This window comes from Arthrobacter sp. S41 (assembly GCF_004320535.1).
Taxonomy (GTDB): domain Bacteria; phylum Actinomycetota; class Actinomycetes; order Actinomycetales; family Micrococcaceae; genus Glutamicibacter.
Genome location: NZ_SIHY01000001.1, coordinates 108,853 through 131,862 on the forward strand (window position 1 = coordinate 108,853; position 23,010 = coordinate 131,862).

A 23,010-nucleotide genomic window follows, 5' to 3' on the forward strand; every position below is an offset into this window, starting at 1 on the left:
GCTTCGACGGATCGTTGAGGTTTCCCTCAGTTCTTTGAAGCGTGCGGTGATGCCACATCTCCGACGTAACGAAACGTGTAAAGTATCTGATACACCCATTCTTTGATACGAGCAGGAACGAGCGCGCATGACCGACCCTTCGCAGTCCTCCAGAAAGACGACGGCACGGATCGTCTGGGACACGGCGGATAAGTACCTGAGGAACATCGTTGACGAAGAGGACTACGGCGACTACATCCTCCCGTTCACCGTCCTTCGGCGTCTGGAGTGCATGCTTGCCGACACCAAGGAAGAGGTGGTCGAGTACGTCGACAGCTTCGGTGGATTGCCCCAGCACCTCATCGATATCGCCGTCAAGGACAAGTTCGGCCTGAGCTTTTATAACGTCTCGCCGCTCGACCTGGCCACCATCGCGTCGGTTGACGACAACGTGGATAAGTCCCTCAAGAGCTACATCGACGGATTCTCGAACAACATCGCCGACGTCTGGGTATCGTTCGAATTCAATCGGCGCGCGAAGGTACTGGCCGACGCCAATCGCCTCCATGCCGTAGTCAAGCACTTCTCCACGCTCGACCTCAGCCCCGTCAGTCTCGGCAACACAGGCATGGGCGACGTCTTTGAGGACGTCATGTACCGCGCCTTCAACAAGAAGGGCAAGGCCGCCGGCAACTTCTACACCCCGCGAGACGCCATCAAGCTGATGGTTGACATCCTTATCGCGAACGATGACGAAACCATTGCCTCAGACTATGCGGCGCGCTCCGTCTACGACCCGACAGCTGGCTCGGGCGGCATGCTGCTCATTGCGCAGGAGGCGCTGAAGCGCACCAATGAGAAGGTCGACGTCACGCTCTACGGTCAGGAGCTCATGCCGTCTGCCTACGCGCTCGGCAAGGCGGATCTGTTGATCCAGGGTGGACGCCCCGACGCGATCAAGCAGGGGAACACCCTAATTGAGGACCTCTACAAAGGGCAGACATTCGACTATGTTCTTTCGAATCCGCCGTTCGGCAAGGACTGGTCAGCTGATGAAGAGATGGTTCGGTCGGAGGCCAAGACGGAGGGCTCGCGCTTCAGCCATGGCCTACCAAGCACGTCCGACGGTCAAATGCTCTTCTTGGCGCACTGCGCATCGAAGCTGAGTCCAGCTGGTAAAAATGGCCAGGGGGGTCGTGCGGCGGTGGTCTCGAACGCGTCGCCGCTGTTCGCAGCTGACAACGGGCCCAGTGCGATACGGCAGTGGCTCCTTGAAGAGGATCTGATCGACGCGATTATTGCCCTGCCCGGAGACATGTTCTACGGAACGGGCATTGCGACTTACGTCTGGTTCCTGGATACCAACAAGAGCCCCGAGCGCCAGGGTAAGATCCAGCTCATCAATGGCTCGGGCCAGTGGTCGCAACTTCGCAGACCCATGGGTGAAAAACGTCGCGAGATGCGGCAGAAGCAACGCGAGATCCTGGTCAAGGCGTATGAGGCTTTCGAATATGCAGACCCAGCCATCTCTCGCGTCCTGACGCCGAACGATTTCATGTTTCGCGACGTGCCCGTATTCAAGCAAGCCCGACTGGCTACTCAATTCAGCGACGACGTTGTTCACGCGCTGCAAAGCCGCAAAGACTTCAGCGAGGGTCATGTGGCGGTACTGAAGTCGCTCGATGGCACTCCGTGGAATGACCTTCCGCAAACGTTTCCCGCCGCTGCGAAACAAGCAGGCCTGAAGGTCCCGATGGGACTTGTTGATGCCGCAATGTCAGCTCTGGCGACACCTGACGAGTCGGCACCTCTTGCGGTTACACGAAAGGGGATGCCGGTTGTCGCAGATGGGTGGAAGCTCATGGAGCGAATTCCGATGACCGAAGACGTGGATAATCACATGAAGCAACATGTGCTGCCGTTTTCTCATGACGCCCAGTGGGACGTGAGCAAAGCCAAGAACGGGAACGAGATTCCGTTCACGCGTTTCTTCTTCGAACCCAAGGAGACACGCTCCATTGCGGAGATTGACACTGACATAGCCCGACTCATGGGCGAACTTTCTTCTATGTTTACGGCGGTGCACGAGGGATGAGCGCTCCGGCAGATTGGAAGTCGGTCCCCTTCTGGTCGCTCTTCCAGCGCAAAAAGACGGTGGGGTTCCCTGCCGAGGAGCTCTTGTCGGTCTATCGCGATTACGGAGTGATCAGGAAATTAGACCGGGATGATAACTGGAATCGCGCTGGCAAAGATCTTGCCGCCTATCAACTTGTCGAGCCCGGCGACTTGGTGTTGAACAAGATGAAGACTTGGCAGGGATCGCTTGGAGTTTCCCGTCACCGTGGTATTGTCTCGCCAGCTTATTTTGTCTACAAACCGCAAACCGAAGACGATCAGCGTTTCCTTCACCATACCTTGCGATCCAGCCATCATGTCAGCTATTACGCAAGCATCTCCAAGGGAATCCGCCCCAATCAGTGGGACCTTCAGCCGGAGATGCTTGATTTAATGCACGTGTTTTTACCGGACATTGATACTCAACGAGCGATTGCCGACAAGTTGGACCGAACTGAGCAGATAATTGCTGGCCTTGATGAGCTAACACGCGAGTTGAAGACACGAACAAACGTCAGCTTCGCCGAGTTAGGTCGAAAACTTGTAGCACCCGGCGAAAAGGTTCAGCTGGGACTTCTGTTAAAGAAGCAAACACGCGAAGCGTCATCTGACGATGGGGTTGTAACGGCGTTCAGAGATGGCCAAGTTGCGTTGCGGTCTCGCAGGCGCGAATCCGGGTTTACTATGTCTGCCAATGAAGCTGGCTATCAGGGAGTCGAGGCTGGCGACTTCGTTTTTCACGGTCTTGACGGGTTCGCCGGCGCAGTTGGTGTCTCTGAAGACAGAGGTAAGGTGAGTCCCGTATGTCATGTCTGTTCCGCGACTAACCTTACCTCCGAACGTTTTATGGCTTGGGCAATTCGTGCACTGTCTTTGAACGGATACATCGAGGCACATTCGTTCTCTGTGCGGCAACGGTCCGTCGACTTCCGCAGTTGGGAAACGTTCGCGAGGCTTCCGCTGAAATATTTCCCACTCGAAGAGCAACAGTACTTCGTCGATCATTTGGATAACGTCAACGGAAAAATCAACCAGATGCTCGCGAAGATTGCAGAGTTGAAAGCGCTATTACTAGAGCGACGTTCCGCCTTCATTTCCGAGGTCGTTACCGTGAAGAAGGAAGAGGTCTAATGCGCTATGCTCAACTGATGGAGCTCGAGTTCGAGAGCAACCTCTGCTCTGAGCTGGCCGAACGCGGTTGGCTCTACGAAAACGACGGCAAGCCAATTGATTGGGACATCGGGCTCGCAATGGTACCTGCCGATGCCGTCCACTGGCTGGCCTCGCAATACCCGGACGAGTACGCAAAAGCCGTACCCGGCGACCTGTTTGGTGAAGAGAAAGCAGATAAGGAGCGAAAGCTCTTAAATCACATCACTAAGGAGCTCTCCAAATCAACACGGATGGACCCGACGACCGGACACCCGGTCGGTGGGCTGCTCGGCGTGCTGCGCAAGGGTTTCTCCTATGCGCAAATAGGCCATCCTACAGCGAAGTTCGGCCCGATGATGGCGTTCCCGCCGGCGAACTCAAATCTCGCCGAGGTCGTCGAAGCCGCTGCGGCGGTGCGTCTGCGAGTCCTGCGCCAGGTTCGTTTCGACACGAAGACCAACGAGAGCATCGACGTCGTACTGCTCGCCAACGGCCTGCCGATCGTGACGATGGAGCTGAAGACCGACAACACCCAGACCGTCAACGATGCGATCCGCCAGTACAAGGAAGACCGCAAACCAGGCGGGAGCCGTCCGCTGCTCGCGCCCGGCCGTGCGCTCGTACATTTCGCTGTCTCCAACGATCTCGTTTACATGACGACCAAGCTGCAGGGCGGTGACACCGTCTTCCTGCCTTTCAACCAGGGCAGCGAGGGGCACGGCGGCAACCCGCCTTCTGACACAGGCTCCTCGACGAACTACCTGTGGCGCGAGATTCTCGCCCGTCCGATGCTCATGCGCGTCCTCAAGGACTTTGCGCTCTTCGAGCCCGACAAGTCCGGCAAAAAGGGCGAGGGACGCCTCGTCTTCCCACGATTCCACCAGCTGCGAGCGGTCGAGCGCGTGGTCGCCGACATCGAGGCCAACGGGACGGGCAAGCGCTACCTAATTTGGCACTCTGCCGGTTCCGGCAAGACCAAGACGATCGCCTGGCTCAGCCACCGTCTGATCCGACACGTGGGCGCGGACTCCAAGTCGACCTTCGACTCCGTCATCGTCGTCACAGACCGCACGGTCCTCGACGAGAACATACGAGACGACATGAACCTCGTGCAGTCGAGCAAGGGCCTCGTAGTGTCCGTGGGTGAGAAGTCCGGAGCGAAGTCGCCGCAGCTGAAGAAGGCCCTGATCGACGGCGACCACATCATCACCTGCACCCTGCAGACCTTCCCCGAGGTCATGAAGCTCATCGAAGACAGCCAGGAGCTGCGAGGCCGGCGCTGGGCGGTTGTCGCCGATGAGGCTCATTCATCGCAAACCGGCTCCGCCGCCAAGAAGCTCAAGGAGCTCCTCGTCGACGTCGAGGTAGATCCCGATGAGGACATCAGCGCCGACGACCTGCTTGCCGCCAAGGACTCAGCCATCGCGGCTGCGGCGAACATCACCTTCGTCGCGCTCACCGCGACTCCGAAGGCCAAGACCCTGCGCCTCTTCGGCACGCAGCGCGACGATCGATGGGAAGCCTTCGATACCTACACGATGGCCCAGGCGATCGAGGAGGGCTTCATCCTCGATGTGCTGACCAACTACTCGACCTACGACATGTTCCTCCGTGTCAAAAACGCGCTCGACGGCGATGATTCAGAGAGCGACATCCAAGTCAATACAGGAGAAGCGGTCTCAAGCATCGTCCGCTACGCGAGGCTCCACCCGACGGCGATCGCACAGAAGGTCCGCGTCGTGGTCGAGCACTTCCGGCGCAATGTGCAGCCGCTCCTCGGCGGCGAGGCGCGGGCCATGGTGGTGACGAGCTCACGCGTTGAGGCGCTGAGCTGGTCGCGGAAGATGGACGCCTACATCGCCGAGAAGGGGTACGACCTGCACACGCTCGCGGCGTTCTCGGGCTCGCTCACCGATGAAGACGGCGAAAGCGTCACCGAGGTTGCCGTGAACGGCGTGAGCGACGTCGGGAGAGCTTTCCGCGAGCAGGGCATCTATCGCGTCCTCATCGTCGCGAACAAGTTCCAAACTGGCTTCGATGAGCCTCGGCTGATGGCCATGTACGTCGACAAGAAGCTCTCTGGTGTTGCTACGGTGCAGACCCTTTCGCGGTTGAATCGGATCTACCCCGGCAAGACAGCGCCGATGGTTGTGGATTTCCGCAACATTCCGGCGAGCGTCCAGTCGGATTTCAAGCTCTACTATTCCGATGCGCATGTCGACGGCGACGTCGATCCCAATGCGCTCATCACCGTGGGCGAACGTCTGGACACCTCTGGGCTGTACACGCATGAGGAGATGAATGCCGTCGCCGACGCCTTTCTCACAGTCCTCGGTGGCGAGGTGATCGCCAAGGTCCTGTCGCCAATCAAGAACCGCTGGACGGGCCAGTGGAGACAGGCTGTGCTGTCAAAGGACAAGAAGCAGAAGGAAGAGCTGGAAACGTTCCGTGCCGACGTGCTCGGGTACCGCAACGCCTGGCAGTTTCTCAGCCAGATCGTCGACTACCAAGATCCCGATCTGCACCGTCGCGCAATCCTCGCGACCCTGCTTGGGCGAAATCTCCACACCGACGGCGACGACCGCGACGACAGCTTCCTCGAGGGAGTGCAGCTCTCGGGAGTCAAGCTCGTACCGTCTGCAATAGAAGAGGATCATTCGCTCAGCGAAGGAAATAACGAGGGTATCAAGCTTCCCATCTTCGACGGGGAGCGAAGCGGCAGCTCCGCGCCGAAGAAGGGTCCGCTCGACGAGGCCATCGAAAAGGTCAACGAGATGTTCAAGGCCAAGGGAGTCGAAGTCAGTCCTGAAAGCGTCTCGGGCTTCATCACGACCTTCTGGGGCTTCCTCGATGAGAACGAAGAGGCAGTGGCGATGGCAAGGAACAACACCGTCGCCCAGCTCAAGGCCTCCGAAGGATTCAGCACTGCTGTCGGGCTTGCCGTCCTTAAGACGGTGAACGAGTCCAAGGAGATCCAGTCGTACATGGCGGATCCGGCCTTCATTGGCCAGATCGCGGACATCGCCGCGGATGCGCTCCATGCTCAGCACCGTGTCGATGCGGGTGAGGGATCCGAGGAGCAAAGGACATGAGCAATGAGCCTGAGATGAACTTCGGCGACGTGATCCGGGAAGCGCGCAAGAAGCATGGATGGTCGCAGGGAGAACTCGGAGAGCGTGCCGGGGTCTCCCGCCCCACCATCGCCCGCGTCGAAGGGAACAACGATGTCACGACAGCGACTATCGCGAAGATTGCCGAGGCGCTCGGCCTGAAACTCGAGCTGAAATGAGAACGGTCTAGCGATGCTCAGGAAGGAGCACATCGATGGCTACTGGACACGAACGGTACTCTAAACATGCAGTCTGGGAGACTCTGCAGCTCAAGCTCGATTCTCTCAAAGCTGCGCGATATGACGACGCCACCTGTGAACAGGCCCGCAAGGACATCGTAGAGTGGCTTCAGGAGGCGCAGAAGTCTAAGGCAGCCCGGCAGTCGGCGCTGTACTTGACGGCGCTCGACCAACTCAGTGCTGCGCTCAACCAGTTGCCGGTCGACACAGCTCAGTTTAGGCAGTTCGTTGCCTATCGCGGGCACAATGGGCAGGCCTACCAGACTCTAGAGCTAGCTCTCCGCTCTCTGCCTCTGCCTCCGCCTAAGGATCTGAAAGCAAGCTACGTCGGCCTGCTCGACCAGGAGGTCGAAGCTCGTACCGCACGCCTCGATCAACTCGAAGAGCGCATCAAAGAGACCGAGAGTTCGCTCAAACAACGCATGGATGAGCTCAGCACAGTTACCTCGGACGTCGTGAGGCTCCGAACGGAGATTGAGACTCAACAGGAAGCAATCAAGGAGGTCAGCGACTCGGCCGATGCTGACATGAAGGCAGCCTGGGAGACGACTCTGGAGGACTGGAAGCAGGAGCGGAAAGCGACCGACGCTGAGCACGACGCACAGGCGCTTGAGAGCATCGCAACGCTTGCGGCAATTACCAAGGCGGGAGCCTCACTAGCGGAACACGCTGCCGGCGACCTGAGCGCTGCGGATTGGTACGGCCGTGCGAAACGCGAACGACGATCCGCTCAGTGGATCCGATTCGGTGCAGCAGCGGCGTTCGTCTTTGCTGGAGCCGTCGGATACTTCATCGTGAGTGAGGCAATCGCCAATAACTTCGACCTGTCAGTCGGAGGTGGCATATTGCGCGCCTCCCTGGCTGTTGTGATCGGCGCATTTGGCGCTTTGCTCCTGCGCGAGTCGGCACGGCATTTCCGGGAGGCCGACACGGCGGAGGACGTAGCTCTGTCGTTGAAGGCATTGGCTCCCTTCTATGCGAACTCGGATGACGAGATTCGGCTGAAGGCACGGGTGCAGGTTGGTGACGCGGTACTCGTCAAGAATGTACTCTCTCGGTTCTCGCACCGAGACGCGGCGAAGCATGCTGGCGACGCCAATTCTGCTGAGCTCTCGGAGCTCGTCAGGGACGCTTCGAAAGCGCTCAATCTGCCTGGTGGAAGCTCAACAGGAACATGACATCACGGACGTTGAAATTATTCTCGACGAGCAGTGAGGAAACTCTGAAGGTTGAGCTCTGGTCGAGGAAGTTTATTGCATGGCGCTGACCCTCGCCCCACTGATTCGCAGCGCCGGTCTGAATCCAGCCGAAGTGCAGGTGATCCGGCACGCCTTCGTCCGGGAGCATGAAGAATCAGGCCTCCAAGGGATACACGCCGATTCAGCCGACGAAGACATCCTCGCCTACACGTCCCAGCGGTCCGCGAAGCCCCGGGTCCTCCCCGTGAACCCGCCGCGAATGTGGGTCGTGTTCATCCGCGAGGGCGGCGACCGGGCACGACTCTGGTCGGTCGTGGAGAACCGGGGCGAGATTTCAAACGACGGCACTCTGCGCACGTTCAACTTGGTGGTGACTGACCATCTATCCGATCTCAGGAACCGCCTGGTGATCGGATGGAAGTCACCACACACCTGGCGGCTTAATGGGCTGACGACGGCTATACGAGTGCTCAATCAATGGATTATAAGACGTGTGGATGATGATAGAACTGTAACTTGAAGTCGAGTTCACTGGTCCCGTTTATTTGGTAGTACGGGCTGAGCCCGACCAGGTTGGATGTGGAAAGGGGCTTTGACGGTTTGAGCTAATGTGCCGCAACAAGTCATAAAGTTGTAATTGAGAGGAACTCACGGTGTTCAAAGTAGTCATGCGTTATCCTGATGGATCGTCTGAAGAGCAAGACGAAATTTTCGAAACTGAACAAGAAGCGGAAAACTATGGCCTTGAGCAATGCAGCAATTACAGCCTCGGTGGAGAAGTGCTCCACATGTCAAACCCGGGGGACTATCCATTGGAAGACGAAGATGCTGATTTCGAAATCGTGGAGATCAATGGATAATTAGTGAAACGATATATGTGCAAATGTTCCTCCTGAATACAGAGCTCATAACTGCTCTGCACACTTCCGATCACTTAGCGCTACCGCACTGTCATCCTTAGGCTACACGGGACTTCTTGTGTTAATGGATTCGAGCGGAAACCTAAGTCCTAAATACAGATCATGAGAATTTCTGCTTACTTTTCATTATCTTCATTGACTTCGTTTTGGTCTAAAGCCTTAGGCTGAGGATCTTTCCCAGTTATGTCTTTGAAGCCTTTTTCAGTCCCGCACTTGTTGATGAGGTGGCTTACGTAGGCTGGCGTATATCGATAAGTTTTCGTAGGTTCGTCATATTCGCAGAAGTCAGGATTCGTACGTTCTGGGTGGGGGTCTCTGGCCGGAGGACGAACCTTCTTCCTCTTCCAAGCTGCAGCAAAATGGTTCAAATTAAAGATGAAGGGAATGCCCTCCTGAACTTTTTCAGATACGGATTTTGGCATGAGCCGCCCGAGTCCTGAAACTGGACGTTTTTTGTCACGCACAATGACCTGTCCGCGTCGACCTAATTCTTCGGCGAATTCGCGCTCACCATCAGTCATGTCTTCGTAGCGGGTGAACTGCATGGCTATGGCGTCCGGATCCTTCGGTGCTAGCTCAACCATGGCGCGAAGCCGAAACTCGAATTTGGAATCATTTACGATTGAGTCGTCGAGTCCGGATTCGTAATCCGTCACAAAACTGCGCAAATCTGGTGGTAGTGTCTTTCGGAAACTTCTGAGCGCCTGCTCGCCTTGAGAAGTGAAAGTGCCTACGAATATCGGCAAACGCAAACGGACAGCTAATGATTGTTGTTCTCCAAATTGACTAGTTAGTTCTGCTTCATAGTTTACGAGTAATGCATGCGCGTGACCTGCGAGATTGAGCATGAGCGCTTCATCTGCATTTGCGTGACGGTGTTCGAGCCGGTTCCTGAGCCTAATAAACAGCGCCAGATTTGCCCGTACTGGGTCGGAGTCAGACGGCCAGCGTTCTTTCATGGAGCGCTCGAGTTCCCAGCGTTTCGGTTCACCATCGATTTTCAGTAGGCGACGCTTTTGCTTTGGATCACGATACCTAAAGTCGACATCGTCTCGAACGAACTCAGCGTGGAGAAGATAAAGCCATGCCAAGTGCATGTGGATGACGAATCCTTCGAACGCTCGGGATTCAGCTGAATCATTATAGAGACGAACTGCGAGGCAAGCCTCATCAATACTGGCGTCAAGCGTAGACTGCCATCGTGGTGGTCGGGGCATTTAATAATTGTATAAAGTTCAGGTAGTACAACATAAATATGTCGTGTAGGTTTTCACAAACATTACCTTTGCGAGGCGTACTCCATTCCTTGTCACTGCACCCATCGTTTCGTCTCAGAAGTCTGTCTCGCATTTGTAGCAGGAGAGACAGGCTAAACGAGACGCCAAAGTATGATCTATGGGCCACAACGCGGTTTCGAAGACCTTCGTCGAGCGTTCTAAGCCGGTGTCGGCTGATTAGAACTAAGGTACTCCAAAGTCGCGCTAAGAAGAACTATTAGATCAAGCGCTGAGGTATGTTCGAAGGCAACGCCAACGGTTGCCTCAAATCGAAGGGCTCCATCACCGTAAAATCCAGGCGTAGTCTGCCTGCGATTATTCTTCTTACCGTTGCTCAAAGAGGAACCTTTGAAGCCATGCTTGATGACACTTTCCCAATCACCTTTGACCTCGGGGCGGCCGGATCCGCTTTTGCACACTAAGAAGTCAAGAAGATCTGGATGGATTTCGGCGAGATGATCTTCGAGAGAGTTACAGGCGATGACTGAGTCCATATTGTGGGCGAGATCGTACGCGGCTCTGCGCACCTCCTCGTTCTCAGACTGTTGCGGCCGAGGATCAAAATCAATGCCGAACCGCAGCTCCCCGCGGAGCCGATTGCTACTCCAGCGGATCTCAGCGATAAAGGCTCGGTCTATGTTCTCGCCGCGGATCGGCGTCCAAGCCTGTACTATCGGAAGGCCGCCGCCACTGGTGACGCCGGCTGTGGCCCACTTGCCGGCCGCCCTCAGGTCGAAAGCGATCCTGCGGGTGACTACTCTAGCCAGGAACTTTTCGCCTAGAGCACTCAGGGGAACCAATTGACTTGACGTCGGTGGTTTGAAGACTCCTGAAATCATGTCGTCCCATCCGCTCAGGACGGTGGCTGCCTCACTCGCAAGTAGCCGTGCGAGCTCGTCGTTGGAATGCTCCCACTTGCCAACAAGATTGCTCAAACTGAGGAACCCCCACAGCTCCTTGTCAGTTTCCGAGAGGCGCGCTTCATCGAAGCTTAGTGCTGCGAGATAGGCGGCTCGGCCTTGTCGGGCTTCATAGGCAGACTGTTGCTCTTCACTCATTGTATGACCGAGCTTCACTTCGATCGCAGCGCTGTCTGAATCGGATATCAACACCAAATCCGCGTAGTTCTCGCTCTTGGACCCCTCACGTTTAACTTCGTTGGGACTGAAGCCTACGACCTCTACCCAGGGCGATGGGTCGCGGTCACTGAGGAACTGAATAAGGTCCGCAACGTTCGTTTCCCGGGCCAGGAGGCGACTTAGCCCGCGACCGCGACCCCAACGACTCATTTGATTGCTCATATGCTTATCATTACTTATTTTCTGACCGATGATTCGTTGTTGACGTCTATATTGAGAATGTTTCTGTCTCCTGCTTGTCGTTGACCGTTGCCGGTAATGGGGCGCTTCCGACCAGCCGACGGTCCCCGCAGCCTCCCACGCCGAGGTCTTCTGCCTCGTTGAGTTTGTGGCTGATGGACCGAACCCGCGGATACAGCTCAGCCAGCAACGCGTACAGCAAGCTGTGGCTCAGTATCTTAGCGATGTAGGTGCCAGCGGTCGCGTTGACAATCTTCAGATCAGATCCGTCCAAATCCGTCCCGATGGGCAAGGCGCCACACTAGAACTTTCAGGTTCAGTTCAACCACCGATGGTGGGGTGGATCGTGCCCGAGGGTGTGCCGATTTCAGTGAATTCAACGGCTCAGACCGTACTTAGCAGATGACCGTGGGCTCAGGAATCGGAAGCGAAATGACGTAGTCTTAGATGACCATGGCAAAAACTGACTTCTCTGCAGAAATCCGCACACTGCGCTCAACTTTCTCGTCGATTGAAGACGTGAGCGATGTTGATCAGATTAAAGCTGACATCGTGACGCTCTCCGAGGAAGCCGGAGCTCCCGATCTTTGGGATGACCCCGCTGCCGCGCAAATCGTTACCAGTAAACTTTCATATCGCCAGTCTGAACTTGAACGATTGACCAAGATCAGGACTCGTATTGATGATCTGGAAGTTTTGGTAGAACTGGCGGAGCTCGAAGCCGACGAAGAGACCATTCAAGAGGCGGACAGAGAACTTGTCAGCATCCATAAGGCTCTCGATGAGTTAGAAATCGTGACTTTGCTCAGCGGAGAATTTGATTCTCGCGGGGCAGTGGTGACGATTCGCTCCGGCGCTGGCGGCGTGGACGCAGCCGATTTTGCCGAGATGCTGATGCGCATGTACCTGCGTTGGGCTGAGAAACGTGGCTTTAAGGCAACAGTCATGGATACTTCCTACGCCGAAGAAGCTGGACTTAAATCTGCGACTTTCGAAATCGACGAGCCATACGCTTTTGGAACGTTGTCAGTAGAAGCCGGCACTCACAGGCTTGTCAGAATCTCACCGTTCGATAACCAAGGCCGCCGCCAAACGTCGTTTGCGGCCGTGGAAGTTGTGCCGTTGATTGAGCAGACTGACACGATTGAAATTCCAGAGTCGGAAATTCGTGTCGACGTCTTCCGTTCGTCGGGCCCTGGTGGACAGAGCGTGAATACCACCGACTCTGCCGTGCGAATGACTCACATTCCAACTGGTGTCGTAGTTTCGATGCAGAACGAAAAGTCGCAGATTCAGAACCGAGCCGCTGCGCTACGCGTCCTGCAGTCCCGACTTCTGCTATTGAAAAAAGAGCAAGAAAATGCACAGAAGAAGGAATTCGCCGGAGATGTGAAGGCATCGTGGGGTGACCAGATGCGTTCCTACGTACTCAATCCTTACCAGATGGTTAAGGATCTGCGTACAGAGCACGAAGTTGGAAATACTCAAGCTGTGTTTGACGGCGAAATCGATGACTTTATTGACGCAGGAATTCGATGGCGCGCAGGCCAGCGCCGTCCGAGGAAGTAGCAGATCATGCGAATACCAATCGAGCTGGGCAAACTTGTCACAAACTGTGTAAGTATCGTCACCAAGGCAACTGACTACAAGTAAAACCGTTCAAGTCACGTTGGTCTTCAGCCATTTGTGGAGGCTGTGCTTATTGGATGAATCTGGCAACACGCCTAGGATTTGGGCGGGTTCTAGCGCCTGCACCGATAGTGTTTGGAACACTGGCGCATCTATTGACGTTTGATCTCGAGATTGGTATTCGTGGGTCGCGCCCCGACGAAAACTAGCGATTGAAGACATGATTAAATTCGAAAATGTCTCGATGGTTTACGAGCCAAAGCAGCAGAACGTTGCTTTGGATGACATAAACATCGAGATTGACCGTGGCGAATTCGCCTTCCTTGTTGGTGAATCCGGTTCCGGAAAGTCGACGTTCCTCAGCTTGGTGCTACGCGAAAAGCGTTCCACTGACGGTGCTGTGTACGTGGCCGGACAGAACCTGAACCGTATCCCGAGTCATCGCGTGCCAAAGCTGCGTCGCGATATCGGCTTCGTGTTCCAGGACTTCCGACTCTTGCGCGAGCGTACGGTTTTTGACAACGTCGCATTCGCCATGGAGGTCATTGGTGCCTCGCGTGCTCAGATTCGAGAGCGCGTGCCAGACGCGCTGAAGCTTGTCGGCCTTGAAGACAAGGCTCGTCGTAAGCCAACTGAACTTTCCGGCGGTGAGCAGCAACGCGTGGGCATAGCGCGTGCCATCGTCAATAGGCCATCAATTCTTTTGGCGGATGAGCCTACCGGTAACCTCGATCGCAAAAACAGCGTTGAGGTTATGAACGTGCTCAACCGCATCAATCAAAACGGTACAACCGTTTTGATGGCGACCCACGCACACGAACTTGTTAGTGAATACCGTCATCGTGTGATCGAACTCCAGCGCGGTCAAGTTATCCGTGATGAGATTGACGGCCAGTACATGCCAATGACCACAGTGGTGAACCAAGACGGCTCGCGTGAGCTGCTCGTGGGCGATTCCGCTGTTGAGCATGATGAAGATTCGCAGTTTACTGAGGACCAGAAGGACGAGGACCAGTGAAACTAGGATTTATTCTTCGCGAAGCGGCCAAGGGCCTTCGCCAGAACGTTGTCATGGTCGTTTCCGTAGTACTGGTGACTTTTGTGTCGTTGACCTTCGTCGGCGCCTCAGCTCTTTTGCAGCTCCAGATCAACCAGATGAAGGGCTACTGGTACGACCGCATGGAGGTAGCTGTTTACCTCTGTGACGACTCCAGCTCTTCAACAAACTGTGCTGGCAAAGAAGTCACCGACGCCCAGCGTCAGAACATTGAAAAAGTTCTCAAGTCTGAGCAGCTAGCGCCGTACATCAAGGAATATGCCTACGAGTCGAAAGACCAGGCATACAAGAACTTCTTGGATCAGTACAAGAACTCCTCGCTCGTCGACCAGATCACTCCAGAGCAGTTGCCTGAGTCGTACCGAGTCGCACTGGTTGATCCGGAGAAGTACCCAGTTATCAACGAAGCATTGTCGACCGTTGATGGCGTTGACCCTGTAGTGGATCAGCGTGAACTTTTGGAAAAGGTATTCCAACTGGTCCGCGTGGCTTCTGCTGCTGCAGCAGTCGTTGCAATCGTGATGATTGTTTGTGCCGTGTTGTTGACCGGTACCACCATCCAACTCTCTGCAATGCACAGGCGGCTGGAAACCACGATCATGCGTTTGGTCGGTGCCTCGAAAGCAACCATTCAGTTACCGTTCATTATCGAAGGTGTTATCGCATCACTGATTGGTGGTGTGCTGGCATCAGGCACGCTATGGCTCCTACTCAAGTTCCTTGTCGAAGACAAACTTGCCAGTGAAAACGTCGGCGTTGCATTCATCTCTACCAATGAAGTTTGGCTAGTTGCGCCTGGCCTCTTGATTATTGGTATCGTTTTGGCCACAATTTCATCAGTGGTAACGTTGAAGCGTTACCTGAAGGTTTAATCGACCCCTCATCGTCGGTAGACCCGTAGCACGACATCTTTCTCGAAGGAGCCACATGCTGTCCAACGCAGTGCGAAGTAAGTTCTTGCGCGCCACCCTCGGTGGGGCAATGGCTCTCGCTTTAACGTTGCCAGCGGGCCTAGTTGTCGCTGATGATCTTGATGATAAGAAGACCCAGGTTGAAGGAAATATCAACAACCTGGAAGAGGACATGGAATTCTTGGATTCCGATATCCAGGCAACCGACAAGAAGCTACGTGATCAGCAGGCTCAAGTACCTGCCGCTGAACAGGCATTGGCCGACGCGCAAAGCCGTGTCGCTAATGCCCAATCCGCTGTCGCTGATCTGAATGATCGATTGATCGCTGCTCAGTCGACTCGTGATCAGGTAACTGCCGAGATCGAGAAGAACGCCAAAAAGATCTCCGAAGCGAAAGCCGCCATGGCTTCCATCGCTTCCGAAGCTTATAAGCGCGGTGGCGTTTCCAGCGGACTGGACATGATCCTCAACATGGATTCGACCCAGCAGATGGCCGACGGCCTAGACTTGGCGAACCGTGCCATGGAATCGCAGAGCAACACTTATAACGATCTTGCGCAAGAGCAGGCCAATAACGAAAACAACAAGCTTCGCTTGAGCGCTGTCGAGAAGGAAATCTCCTCGCTCAAATCGCAGGCGGAAGAAGCCTTGGCGCAAGAGCAGACCGCTCGAAACCAGGCCCAAAACGCTAAGAATGAGCTTGATGCTTTGGTCGCCAGCACCGAGAAGTTGGGCGCTGAGCTCGAAGCGAAGAAACCACAGATTCAGGCCAAGCTAGCGGCACAGCAAAAAGAGTACGCTCAGGTTAAGTCCGATATCAAGGAACGCCAGGAGCGTTTGTTGCGTGAGGAAGCCGAACGTAAGCGTAAAGCTGCTGAAGCTGAAGCAAAGCGCAAGGCTGCCTACGAAGCAGAGCAAAAGCGTCTAGCTGAGGAAGCGGCAGCAAAGAAGAAAGCTTACAAAAAGAAAGCTTTCGTTCCTGCGCCAGTTTCCGAACCTACGGTTAGCAAGTCAGCGGGTTCAAGTGCTTGGGGATTGGTTAAGCCGACACCAAGTAATAACCTGACCTCAACCTTCGGATGGCGTCCGACTCCTGCCGGAACGATTGATTACGGTGGACAGGGTGGATACGTTCACGCCGGAATTGACTGGGGCTTTGGCGGACAATGCGGTGCACCGATTACCGCTGCGGCTGACGGCGAAGTTTGGACCGCTGGTTGGGGCGGAACTGCTGGCAACAAGGTCATCATTTCCCACGGCGTCGTCAAGGGCAAGGCCCTTGCTACCGGTTACCACCACATGTCGCGCGTTGCTGTAAGCGTCGGGCAACACGTGAAGCAGGGCGACGTAATCGGTTATGTCGGCACTACTGGCAACTCGACTGGCTGCCATCTGCACTTTGAAACTATCGTAAACGGCAATGCCGTGAACCCATTGGGACTTCTCTAGCGCTAGACTTGTAATCTGTGCGCGGGAGTCCGCCCACGACATGCAAGGAGTAACGTGGCTAAGAAAAATCAAGAAGATCGGGTGATTGCGAGTAATCGCAAGGCACGCCACGATTATGAAATCCTCGATACTTTTGAAGCTGGCATGGTGCTCAGTGGCACCGAAGTAAAGTCACTGCGCGAAGGTAAAGCCTCGCTAATTGACGGCTTCGGACAGTTCTACCGTGATGAGCTTTATATCGAGAACGTCTATATCCCTGAGTACCTCAACGGATCGTGGACCAATCATGCTGCACGCCGACGTCGTAAGCTCTTGTTGCACCGTCAAGAATTAGTGAAAATTGAGCGAAAGGTTGGCGAAGCTGGTCTCACCATCGTTCCATTGAGTCTCTACTTCAAGTCGGGCCGAGCGAAAATCGAAATCGGTGTTGCACGCGGTAAGCGCGAGTACGACAAGCGCCAGACCTTGCGTGAGCAGCAAGACAATCGCGAGGCACTACGCGCCATGCGTGAGCGTAATCGCGGCTAGCTTAAAGACTAGATTGTGGCGTATCTTGCGTTGGGTTAGCCCAAGGCAATGCGCTATGATTGAAAAACACGCTCTTGGGCGTGGTTGTACCTGGGAAACTGGGACTGACAACAAAATACGGGGATGATCGGTTTCGACGGTGTGAGTCGCGACAGATGAAGCGGGCCGAGGATGCAAAGTTATCTCGTAAACGCTCTTTGCAAAACAATAAGTGCCGAATCAAAGCGCACTGACTTCGCTCTCGCTGCCTAAGCAGCCAGACAGTCCGTTAGCCAGAGGTTTGCTATCGCCTCTGATCCTAACGTCATTTAGATAGCCACTGTATCCAGCGGCCGTTACCGCTGTTGGGTACATATTTAGGTAACTGTGCCTGGATCAACCACATGTTTGCGTGATGGTTGGGGCAGAGAAAATCCGCAGCAAACTGCGCCCGGAGAAGACCTGGCAACACCACATCGGACGGGAGTTCAATTCTCCCCATCTCCACGTATCTAAGCTCCGGAATCAGGCTAACCGCTTGGTTCCGGAGCTTTTTCGTTTGTGCTGAACCTGTCGCGCATTGGGGGAGTCCGCTCGGATAACATTCGCGAGCCTTGACTAAACACTGTGCAAAAATTGCGAGTCCATTCGCGGCTTGGAGGTTTTACACATAGACTTGAGATGAAAGCAGAAGAATTTCATGCGGTGGACTTTGCAGAATTGGAGTGAGAGAAGAATCGATGGGTAAAAACAGTTCCCAACGGGTGTCGCCTGTCCTTTCAGCAATCTATGCAGTCGTCGCTTTTCTGCTCGAAGTCGGTTTGCTTTTCGCAGCAGCATTGGCCGCCATCGCCTTCATCCCATGGCCCATCATTCCGGCGATCTTGGTAGTGGTTATCCCGCTTCTGATCCTCTGGGGAATCTTCTTTTCCCCGAAAGCCGTGGTCAAGTTCAGGCTACGAACGCGCATGCTTTTGATTCACCTGATCTACATCGGTGGAGCTTATACGTTGTGGCTCAGCGTTGATCACTCGTTCTATGAACAGTCACAAATCTGGGCCATTGCCATGCTCGCCTTGACCGGCATCAGCGCGATTCTTGTCGTTGCCACTGGCGGTTACGCCGTGCCGCACGACCGCACGCCAAAGCAGGCCCAACCACTTCCTCAAGCCGAAAGCTCAGGCGCTCCCAAAGGCCGGCGAGCTGCACGATAAAAGTTTTTCCTACAAGAAAACCCCAGCCAACGGCTGGGGTTTTCTTGTCTCTTAGAACAAAGTAGCCAGCAGGAAGCCCAGATAAGCAGCGAGGATTGCGCCGAAAAGCGTACCGAAGGCATTGGCCAAACTGGCGACCGTCCGGCCCTCTCGAAGCAATCTCAAGGTGTCAAAACTTGCTGTGGAGAAAGTCGTATAGCCGCCAAGCAATCCAGTTCCCACAGCTAGAAGCCAGGGCTCAGGCAACAAGGAATGCGTCAGTAGGCCTGTGAGCAAGCCTAAGACGAAGGAACCGGAGAGGTTGATAACGATGGTTCCCCAAGGCATTCGTGAGCCGAAGCGTGCGGTGAGCAAGGTATCAACAGTAAAGCGAAGTATCGCGCCCAAACCACCGCACAGAGCGATGGTGAGAAATAGGGTAGGGGTTATGGCCATCTCAGTTCCCCTTCGCCGAGGTGCGACGTTTGGTTCCCACCAGCATGCCGCACCATGTGGCCAGCGCTCCGACGAGAACTGTCCCCAGCCCGTAGCCTAGGCCTAGTAGCACCGATCCGTCGTTGGTGAGCAGCATGGAGTCGGTTGCCAAGGCACTGTAGGTGGTGAAGCCTCCCATGAAGCCGGTGCCAACAAGCAAACGAATTCTGCGGCGTGCTGACGTTTCTGGTCCGCGAGCCGAGAGGGAAGTGAGTAACCAACCCAAGGCGAACGCGCCAACGACGTTGACCAGCAGTACCATCACAGGAAGGTTGAGTCCTTGGGGCTGAAGCAGGCTCAGGGCCAGTCGGCTGGCTGTGCCCAGCGTTCCGCCAACAAAGACCAAGGCTAAGTCGACCCTGCGAAATTTTGGGATGTGCGCCCCGGGGTTAGTACTCATCTTGGTTCACACCCCTGCGCCAACATGGACCCAAATAAGTGAGGCCTCGATGTAGTCCAACTGGTGTGGGAGTTTGATTCTGGCCCCGGGTACCAGCCCCTGGGCGGCTGCGCGTCGCAAAAACTCGGGATCTTCGTCGCTGATCCGATCGATGATGGCTTCTTTGCCGGCAAAACGGTCAAGCCTGATCGCTTTAGAGACGGGCAGGGTGCCATCGGCAGCAGGGATCGCGTCCCCGTGTGGGTCACGGCGAGGGTGGCCAAGGCGCGCGTCCAGGGCGGTAATAAATCGGTCGCTGACCGTATGCTCCAACGCCTCGGCCTCGTCGTGGACCTCGTCCCAGCCATAACCTAATTCATCGCGCAAAAAGGTTTCCAATAGCCGATGACGTCTGACCATCCGCAGTGCTTCGCGCCTGCCACTATCACTGAGCGAAACAGATTTGCGTGGGACGTGATGGACCAGATTTTTACCCGCAAGCTTTTGGATCATTGACGTCACCGATGCAGGGGACAGGCCCAGCTGATCGGCCAGGACCCCGGTGCTTACTTCGGAGTCGTCCCACTCGGTCAGGGTGTAAAGCGCTTTGAGATAGTCCTCTTCGCTGGTGGTCAGCGACCCGGTGGGGTGTGGGGTGCTCATTAGCGGTTTAGATATGGCAGGATCGCCTCGTGCAGCTTGCCGTTGCTGGCCAGCGCGTTGCCTCCATGGCAACCTTCTTCTCCAGCTACCGAGGTGAAGCGACCACCGGCTTCACGAACCACGGGGACCAGTGCGGCCATATCGTAGAGTTCAAGCTCGGGCTCAAAAGCCGCGTCCACGGCGCCTTCGGCCAGTAACGCGTAGGAGTAAAAATCTCCGTAACCGCGGGTACGCCAAGCGGTGTCTAACAGGTCGAGGAAGCCATCAAGCTTTCCGGCTTCCTTCCAACCACTCAGCGAGGCGTAGGCCAGCGATGAATCGGCCAAATCGGTCACCGAGGAGACCGAAATGGCCCGGGTGGCGGTGGAGCCCACGCTGGTGCCCGGTTCAGTGACGTAGGCGCCCAAACCGGTGGCGGCGTGCCAGCGACGGCTCAACGCTGGGGCAGAAATGACACCAAGCACTGGCTCGTCATCGATCAACAGAGCGATCAACGTAGCCCAGACAGGCACGCGACGCACAAAGTTCTTGGTGCCGTCGATCGGGTCGATCACCCAGCGTCGTGAACCGGTACCGTGCACACCAAATTCTTCGCCCAGTACCGAATCATCCGGGCGGTGGGCAGCAAGTTCGTTCAAGATCAACTGCTCTGCGCCACGGTCTGCATCAGAGACCGGGGTCATATCCGGCTTGGATTCGACCACCAAGTCATTGGATCCATAGCGGGCCAGGGTGAGCGCATCAACCTTATCGGCCAAAGCCAGCGCAAATTCAAGATCTTCTTGCAAGGTAAATTCTGCCATGGTGTTCCGGCGCCTACTGAGCGCCGAGCTCCTTTTCGTGCGTGGTTTCCTTGGTGGTCACTAACCGCCGGTACGAGGCCAGACGATCTGCAGGTTGAGCAGTATCTGCGCTCAGCGCCCAGGCTTCTAAAGCACAGCCAGCTTCACCGGCGGCGTGGGTGCAACCTCTCGGGCAGTCGGTCGCGATCTGGGCCAGGTCTTCAAAGGCGGCCAGAATATTATCCGGATCCACCAAGCCCAAACCGAAGGAACGAATACCAGGGGTATCAATGAGCCACGAGCCCGGAACCTGTCCCAGGCGTAGCGCGAGCGCATTTGAGGAGGTGTGGCGTCCGCGCCCGGTCACTGCGTTGACGTGCCCGGTTGCTCGGGTTGAACCAGTCAACGCGTTAACTAGGGTGGACTTGCCAACACCAGAGTGTCCTAAAACGACCGAAACGCAGCCGCCAAGCAGCTCATCAAGTTCTGCCAGTGCACGCACATCCAGCCTTGCACTGGACCCGTCGGCGCCTCGGGCATCAACGCCGGAGGCCTCTTCGGTGGTGGTGCGGGAAATGACCACGGGGAAATCCAGACCCTCATAGTGCTTGAGGAATTCGGCCGGGTCCTTCACATCGGCTTTGGTCACGCACAAGACCGGTTGAATGCCGGCATCGTAGGCGGCCACCAGTGCGCGGTCAACAAAGCCGGTGCGTGGCTCAGGGTTGGCTGCGGCCACCACAATCACTAGCTTGTCCACGTTGGCCACCACAACACGCTCGGTAGCGTCGGTATCATCGGCACTGCGGCGCAGCAGGGTTCGGCGTTCTTCGATGCGCACCAAGCGTGCCAGGGTGTCAGGCTTGCCGGTGGTGTCACCGACCAGTGCTACTAGATCGCCCGGGACGATCGCCTGGCGACGAAGTTCGCGGGCGCGAGCTGCGATGACGATGCGCTCATTGGCGGTGTCTTCATCCAAGATGGCCGTGTAGCGGCCGCGGTCCACGGTGATGATGCGGCCAATGACGGCCTTTTCGTAGGCGGGACGGTCCTTGGTGCGCGGGCGGGAGCCACGCTTGTTCGGACGGACACGCACTGAGGATTCGTCATAGTCTGAGTAGTGCATTAGCCGCGATCCTTAGCGGTTTTGGCCATTTGTGTCCACAGTTCGGGGAACTGCGGCATGGTCTTGGCGGTGGTGGCAATATTTTCTACGCGGATGCCTTTGATGGCCAGACCCAACAGCGCACCGGCGGTCGCCATGCGGTGATCCTCGTAGCTGTTCAGATCTGCTCTGGTACGCACCCCGGGAATGATTTCCAGCGCGTCGTCGGTCGCGGTGACGCTGGCACCGATTTTGGCTAGTTCAATTTCCAGCGCTGCGAGCCGGTCGGTTTCATGTCCGCGGAGGTGTCCGATGCCGGTGAGCTTGCTCGGGGAATCGGCCAGTGCGCAGAGAGCAGCCAGAGTTGGCGCGAGCTCGGAGGCATCGGCGTAGTTGATGCCGGTGATCTTTCCGGTGCCGCGCACGGTGAGCACCCCGTCGGTGCCATGGCTGACCTCGGCCCCCATTTGGCTCAAGATCTGCACCCACTTACCGCCGACCTGGGTGGTCTTTTCGGGCCAGAAACGGATGCCCACCGAGCCGTTGGTCGCCAGAGCTGCAGCCAAAAAAGGCCCAGCGTTGGACAGGTCAGGTTCAACGGTCACGGTGAAGCCGGCAATGGGTGCTTCGGCGATCTGCCAACCGCGGCCATCGTCATCCACGGTGATCGCTACGCCTAATTCGCGCAAGGTTTCCACGGTCATGGCGATGTGATCCGGGGAGGCCACCGGGCCGGGTGCAGCGCGCAGTCGCAGTCCGCCGGGCAGTGCGTGTCCGGCAAGCAGCAGTGCGGAGATGAATTGCGAGCTACCCGAAGCGTCAACCACTACTTCTCCGGTGCTTTGTACTTCGCTGGCATCCATGGTGAACGGCAGCATGCCAGGTGTTTGTCCGTAGCTCAGGCGTGCGCCCAGAGCCTGAAGTCCATTAAGTACCGGGGCCATGGGACGCACTCGAGCGGCCGGGTCGCCATCAAAGTGGACCCGTGCTTTAGCGACAGCAGCCAATGGCGGAACAAAACGCATCACGGTTCCGGCCAGGCCGCACTCAATGGTCAGCTCGGTGCCATCGGACTCAGCGCGCTTTAGTTCGCTGGCAGGAGTGAGCACTACCGTGGTGGAGCCATCGGGCTGCTCGGTGCGATCGATTCCCACCCCGAACTTTTCCAGCGCCCCGAGCATCAGCTCGGTATCGCGGCTGATCAAGGTGTTGTGGATGGTGGATGGCGAAGAAGCCAAGGCCGCAAGGATCAGATAGCGGTTGGTTAACGACTTGGAAGCTGGCACGGTGACGGTGGCGTGAACCCCGGTGCCGGTGTAGGGCGCGGGCCACCAGTTCTCTGCGTTGTGCTGCGGTGGGTGGTGCTGGCTTCCAGAGGCGCTTGCGGTGTTGATTGCTGATCCTTAGGCTTGTGCGATTTTAGTTAAATCTTAGCGGAGATCTATGGGGGAATAAGGTTTTGGATCCCGTGGTTGTACCCAGTGTGACGATCAGAGAGCAGACTTCAACAGCCAGCGGCACCACTTGTG

At 56.1% G+C, this 23,010-nt stretch carries 22 protein-coding genes and 1 other RNA gene; 14 read left to right on the top strand and 9 right to left on the bottom strand.

From position 1 onward, the window contains the following. Nucleotides 1-127: 127 nt before the first annotated feature. The 7 genes from EYR88_RS00605 (at nt 128) to EYR88_RS00635 (ending at nt 8,654) form a co-directional block, all read left to right on the top strand. Nucleotides 128-2,074, top strand: a complete 1,947-nt coding sequence (locus EYR88_RS00605; protein ID WP_131087817.1) for a class I SAM-dependent DNA methyltransferase — start codon at nt 128-130, stop codon at nt 2,072-2,074. Then, nucleotides 2,071-3,225, top strand: coding sequence for a restriction endonuclease subunit S (locus EYR88_RS00610; RefSeq protein WP_131087818.1), 1,155 nt, complete (start codon nt 2,071-2,073; stop codon nt 3,223-3,225). The genes EYR88_RS00605 and EYR88_RS00610 overlap by 4 nt, the downstream gene beginning before the upstream one ends. Further along, nucleotides 3,225-6,338 carry a type I restriction endonuclease gene (locus EYR88_RS00615; RefSeq protein ID WP_131087819.1) on the top strand — a complete coding sequence of 1,038 codons (3,114 nt, stop codon included), beginning with the start codon at nt 3,225-3,227 and terminating at the stop codon, nt 6,336-6,338. The genes EYR88_RS00610 and EYR88_RS00615 overlap by 1 nt, the downstream gene beginning before the upstream one ends. Then, nucleotides 6,335-6,535 (top strand): helix-turn-helix transcriptional regulator, encoded by a 201-nt coding sequence (locus EYR88_RS00620; RefSeq protein ID WP_207306446.1) that lies wholly within the window; start codon nt 6,335-6,337, stop codon nt 6,533-6,535. The genes EYR88_RS00615 and EYR88_RS00620 overlap by 4 nt, the downstream gene beginning before the upstream one ends. Before the next feature lie 35 nt (nt 6,536-6,570). Next, nucleotides 6,571-7,773 carry a hypothetical protein gene (locus EYR88_RS00625; RefSeq protein ID WP_131087820.1) on the top strand — a complete coding sequence of 401 codons (1,203 nt, stop codon included), beginning with the start codon at nt 6,571-6,573 and terminating at the stop codon, nt 7,771-7,773. 79 nt (nt 7,774-7,852) lie between these two features. Next, nucleotides 7,853-8,314: a hypothetical protein gene (locus EYR88_RS00630; RefSeq protein WP_207306447.1), complete on the top strand. Its 462-nt coding sequence runs from the start codon at nt 7,853-7,855 to the stop codon at nt 8,312-8,314. Between the two features lie 133 nt (nt 8,315-8,447). After that, nucleotides 8,448-8,654, top strand: coding sequence for a hypothetical protein (locus EYR88_RS00635; RefSeq protein ID WP_207306448.1), 207 nt, complete (start codon nt 8,448-8,450; stop codon nt 8,652-8,654). 176 nt (nt 8,655-8,830) lie between these two features. On the opposite strand, the gene EYR88_RS00640 is transcribed toward EYR88_RS00635, so the two are convergent. The 3 genes from EYR88_RS00640 to EYR88_RS00650 form a co-directional block, all read right to left on the bottom strand. After that, complete coding sequence (locus EYR88_RS00640) at nt 8,831-9,931, bottom strand: DUF3644 domain-containing protein (protein ID WP_131087821.1); 1,101 nt, start codon at nt 9,929-9,931, stop codon at nt 8,831-8,833. A 218-nt stretch (nt 9,932-10,149) separates the two neighbouring features. Beyond that, nucleotides 10,150-11,292, bottom strand: a complete 1,143-nt coding sequence (locus EYR88_RS00645) for a hypothetical protein (RefSeq protein WP_131087822.1) — start codon at nt 11,290-11,292, stop codon at nt 10,150-10,152. Between the two features lie 46 nt (nt 11,293-11,338). Next, nucleotides 11,339-11,602: a hypothetical protein gene (locus EYR88_RS00650; RefSeq protein ID WP_131087823.1), complete on the bottom strand. Its 264-nt coding sequence runs from the start codon at nt 11,600-11,602 to the stop codon at nt 11,339-11,341. Nucleotides 11,603-11,763: 161 nt separating this feature from the next. Here EYR88_RS00650 and prfB point away from each other — a divergent pair, with 161 nt between their 5' ends. The 7 genes from prfB to EYR88_RS00685 all read left to right on the top strand — a co-directional run bounded on the left by prfB (nt 11,764) and on the right by EYR88_RS00685 (nt 18,078). Then, nucleotides 11,764-12,879: a peptide chain release factor 2 gene (prfB, locus tag EYR88_RS00655; RefSeq protein ID WP_131087824.1), complete on the top strand. Its 1,116-nt coding sequence runs from the start codon at nt 11,764-11,766 to the stop codon at nt 12,877-12,879. A 280-nt stretch (nt 12,880-13,159) separates the two neighbouring features. Then, complete coding sequence (ftsE, locus tag EYR88_RS00660) at nt 13,160-13,957, top strand: cell division ATP-binding protein FtsE (protein ID WP_131087825.1); 798 nt, start codon at nt 13,160-13,162, stop codon at nt 13,955-13,957. After that, the gene (ftsX, locus tag EYR88_RS00665; RefSeq protein WP_131087826.1) at nt 13,954-14,868 is read left to right on the top strand and encodes a permease-like cell division protein FtsX; all 915 of its coding nucleotides are present in this window, start codon (nt 13,954-13,956) and stop codon (nt 14,866-14,868) included. Before ftsE ends, ftsX begins: the two co-directional genes overlap by 4 nt. A gap of 55 nt (nt 14,869-14,923) precedes the next feature. Continuing rightward, entirely contained in the window at nt 14,924-16,357 is a 1,434-nt protein-coding gene (locus EYR88_RS00670) for a M23 family metallopeptidase (RefSeq protein ID WP_131087827.1), read from the top strand. A gap of 54 nt (nt 16,358-16,411) precedes the next feature. Continuing rightward, nucleotides 16,412-16,885 (top strand): SsrA-binding protein SmpB, encoded by a 474-nt coding sequence (smpB, locus tag EYR88_RS00675; RefSeq protein WP_131087828.1) that lies wholly within the window; start codon nt 16,412-16,414, stop codon nt 16,883-16,885. 119 nt (nt 16,886-17,004) lie between these two features. Beyond that, nucleotides 17,005-17,374, top strand: a transfer-messenger RNA (tmRNA) gene (gene ssrA / locus EYR88_RS00680). Nucleotides 17,375-17,604: 230 nt separating this feature from the next. Next, nucleotides 17,605-18,078, top strand: coding sequence for a DUF2568 domain-containing protein (locus EYR88_RS00685; RefSeq protein WP_131087829.1), 474 nt, complete (start codon nt 17,605-17,607; stop codon nt 18,076-18,078). Between the two features lie 51 nt (nt 18,079-18,129). Here EYR88_RS00685 and crcB read toward each other — a convergent pair whose 3' ends face one another. Genes crcB through aroA form a run of 6 tightly spaced genes read right to left on the bottom strand, consistent with a single transcriptional unit; the run spans nt 18,130 to nt 22,875 of the window. Continuing rightward, entirely contained in the window at nt 18,130-18,513 is a 384-nt protein-coding gene (gene crcB, locus EYR88_RS00690) for a fluoride efflux transporter CrcB (protein ID WP_347559249.1), read from the bottom strand. Between the two features lies 1 nt (nt 18,514). Continuing rightward, nucleotides 18,515-18,952 carry a CrcB family protein gene (locus EYR88_RS00695; protein WP_131087830.1) on the bottom strand — a complete coding sequence of 146 codons (438 nt, stop codon included), beginning with the start codon at nt 18,950-18,952 and terminating at the stop codon, nt 18,515-18,517. A gap of 6 nt (nt 18,953-18,958) precedes the next feature. Continuing rightward, entirely contained in the window at nt 18,959-19,594 is a 636-nt protein-coding gene (locus EYR88_RS00700; protein WP_131087831.1) for a metal-dependent transcriptional regulator, read from the bottom strand. Beyond that, nucleotides 19,594-20,397: an inositol monophosphatase family protein gene (locus EYR88_RS00705; protein WP_131087832.1), complete on the bottom strand. Its 804-nt coding sequence runs from the start codon at nt 20,395-20,397 to the stop codon at nt 19,594-19,596. Before EYR88_RS00705 ends, EYR88_RS00700 begins: the two co-directional genes overlap by 1 nt. A 13-nt stretch (nt 20,398-20,410) precedes the next feature. Continuing rightward, a complete protein-coding gene (locus EYR88_RS00710; RefSeq protein WP_131087833.1) occupies nt 20,411-21,502 on the bottom strand; it encodes a ribosome small subunit-dependent GTPase A in 1,092 nt (363 codons plus the stop codon). After that, nucleotides 21,502-22,875, bottom strand: a complete 1,374-nt coding sequence (gene aroA, locus EYR88_RS00715) for a 3-phosphoshikimate 1-carboxyvinyltransferase (RefSeq protein WP_131087834.1) — start codon at nt 22,873-22,875, stop codon at nt 21,502-21,504. The genes EYR88_RS00710 and aroA overlap by 1 nt, the downstream gene beginning before the upstream one ends. Nucleotides 22,876-23,010: the final 135 nt, after the last annotated feature.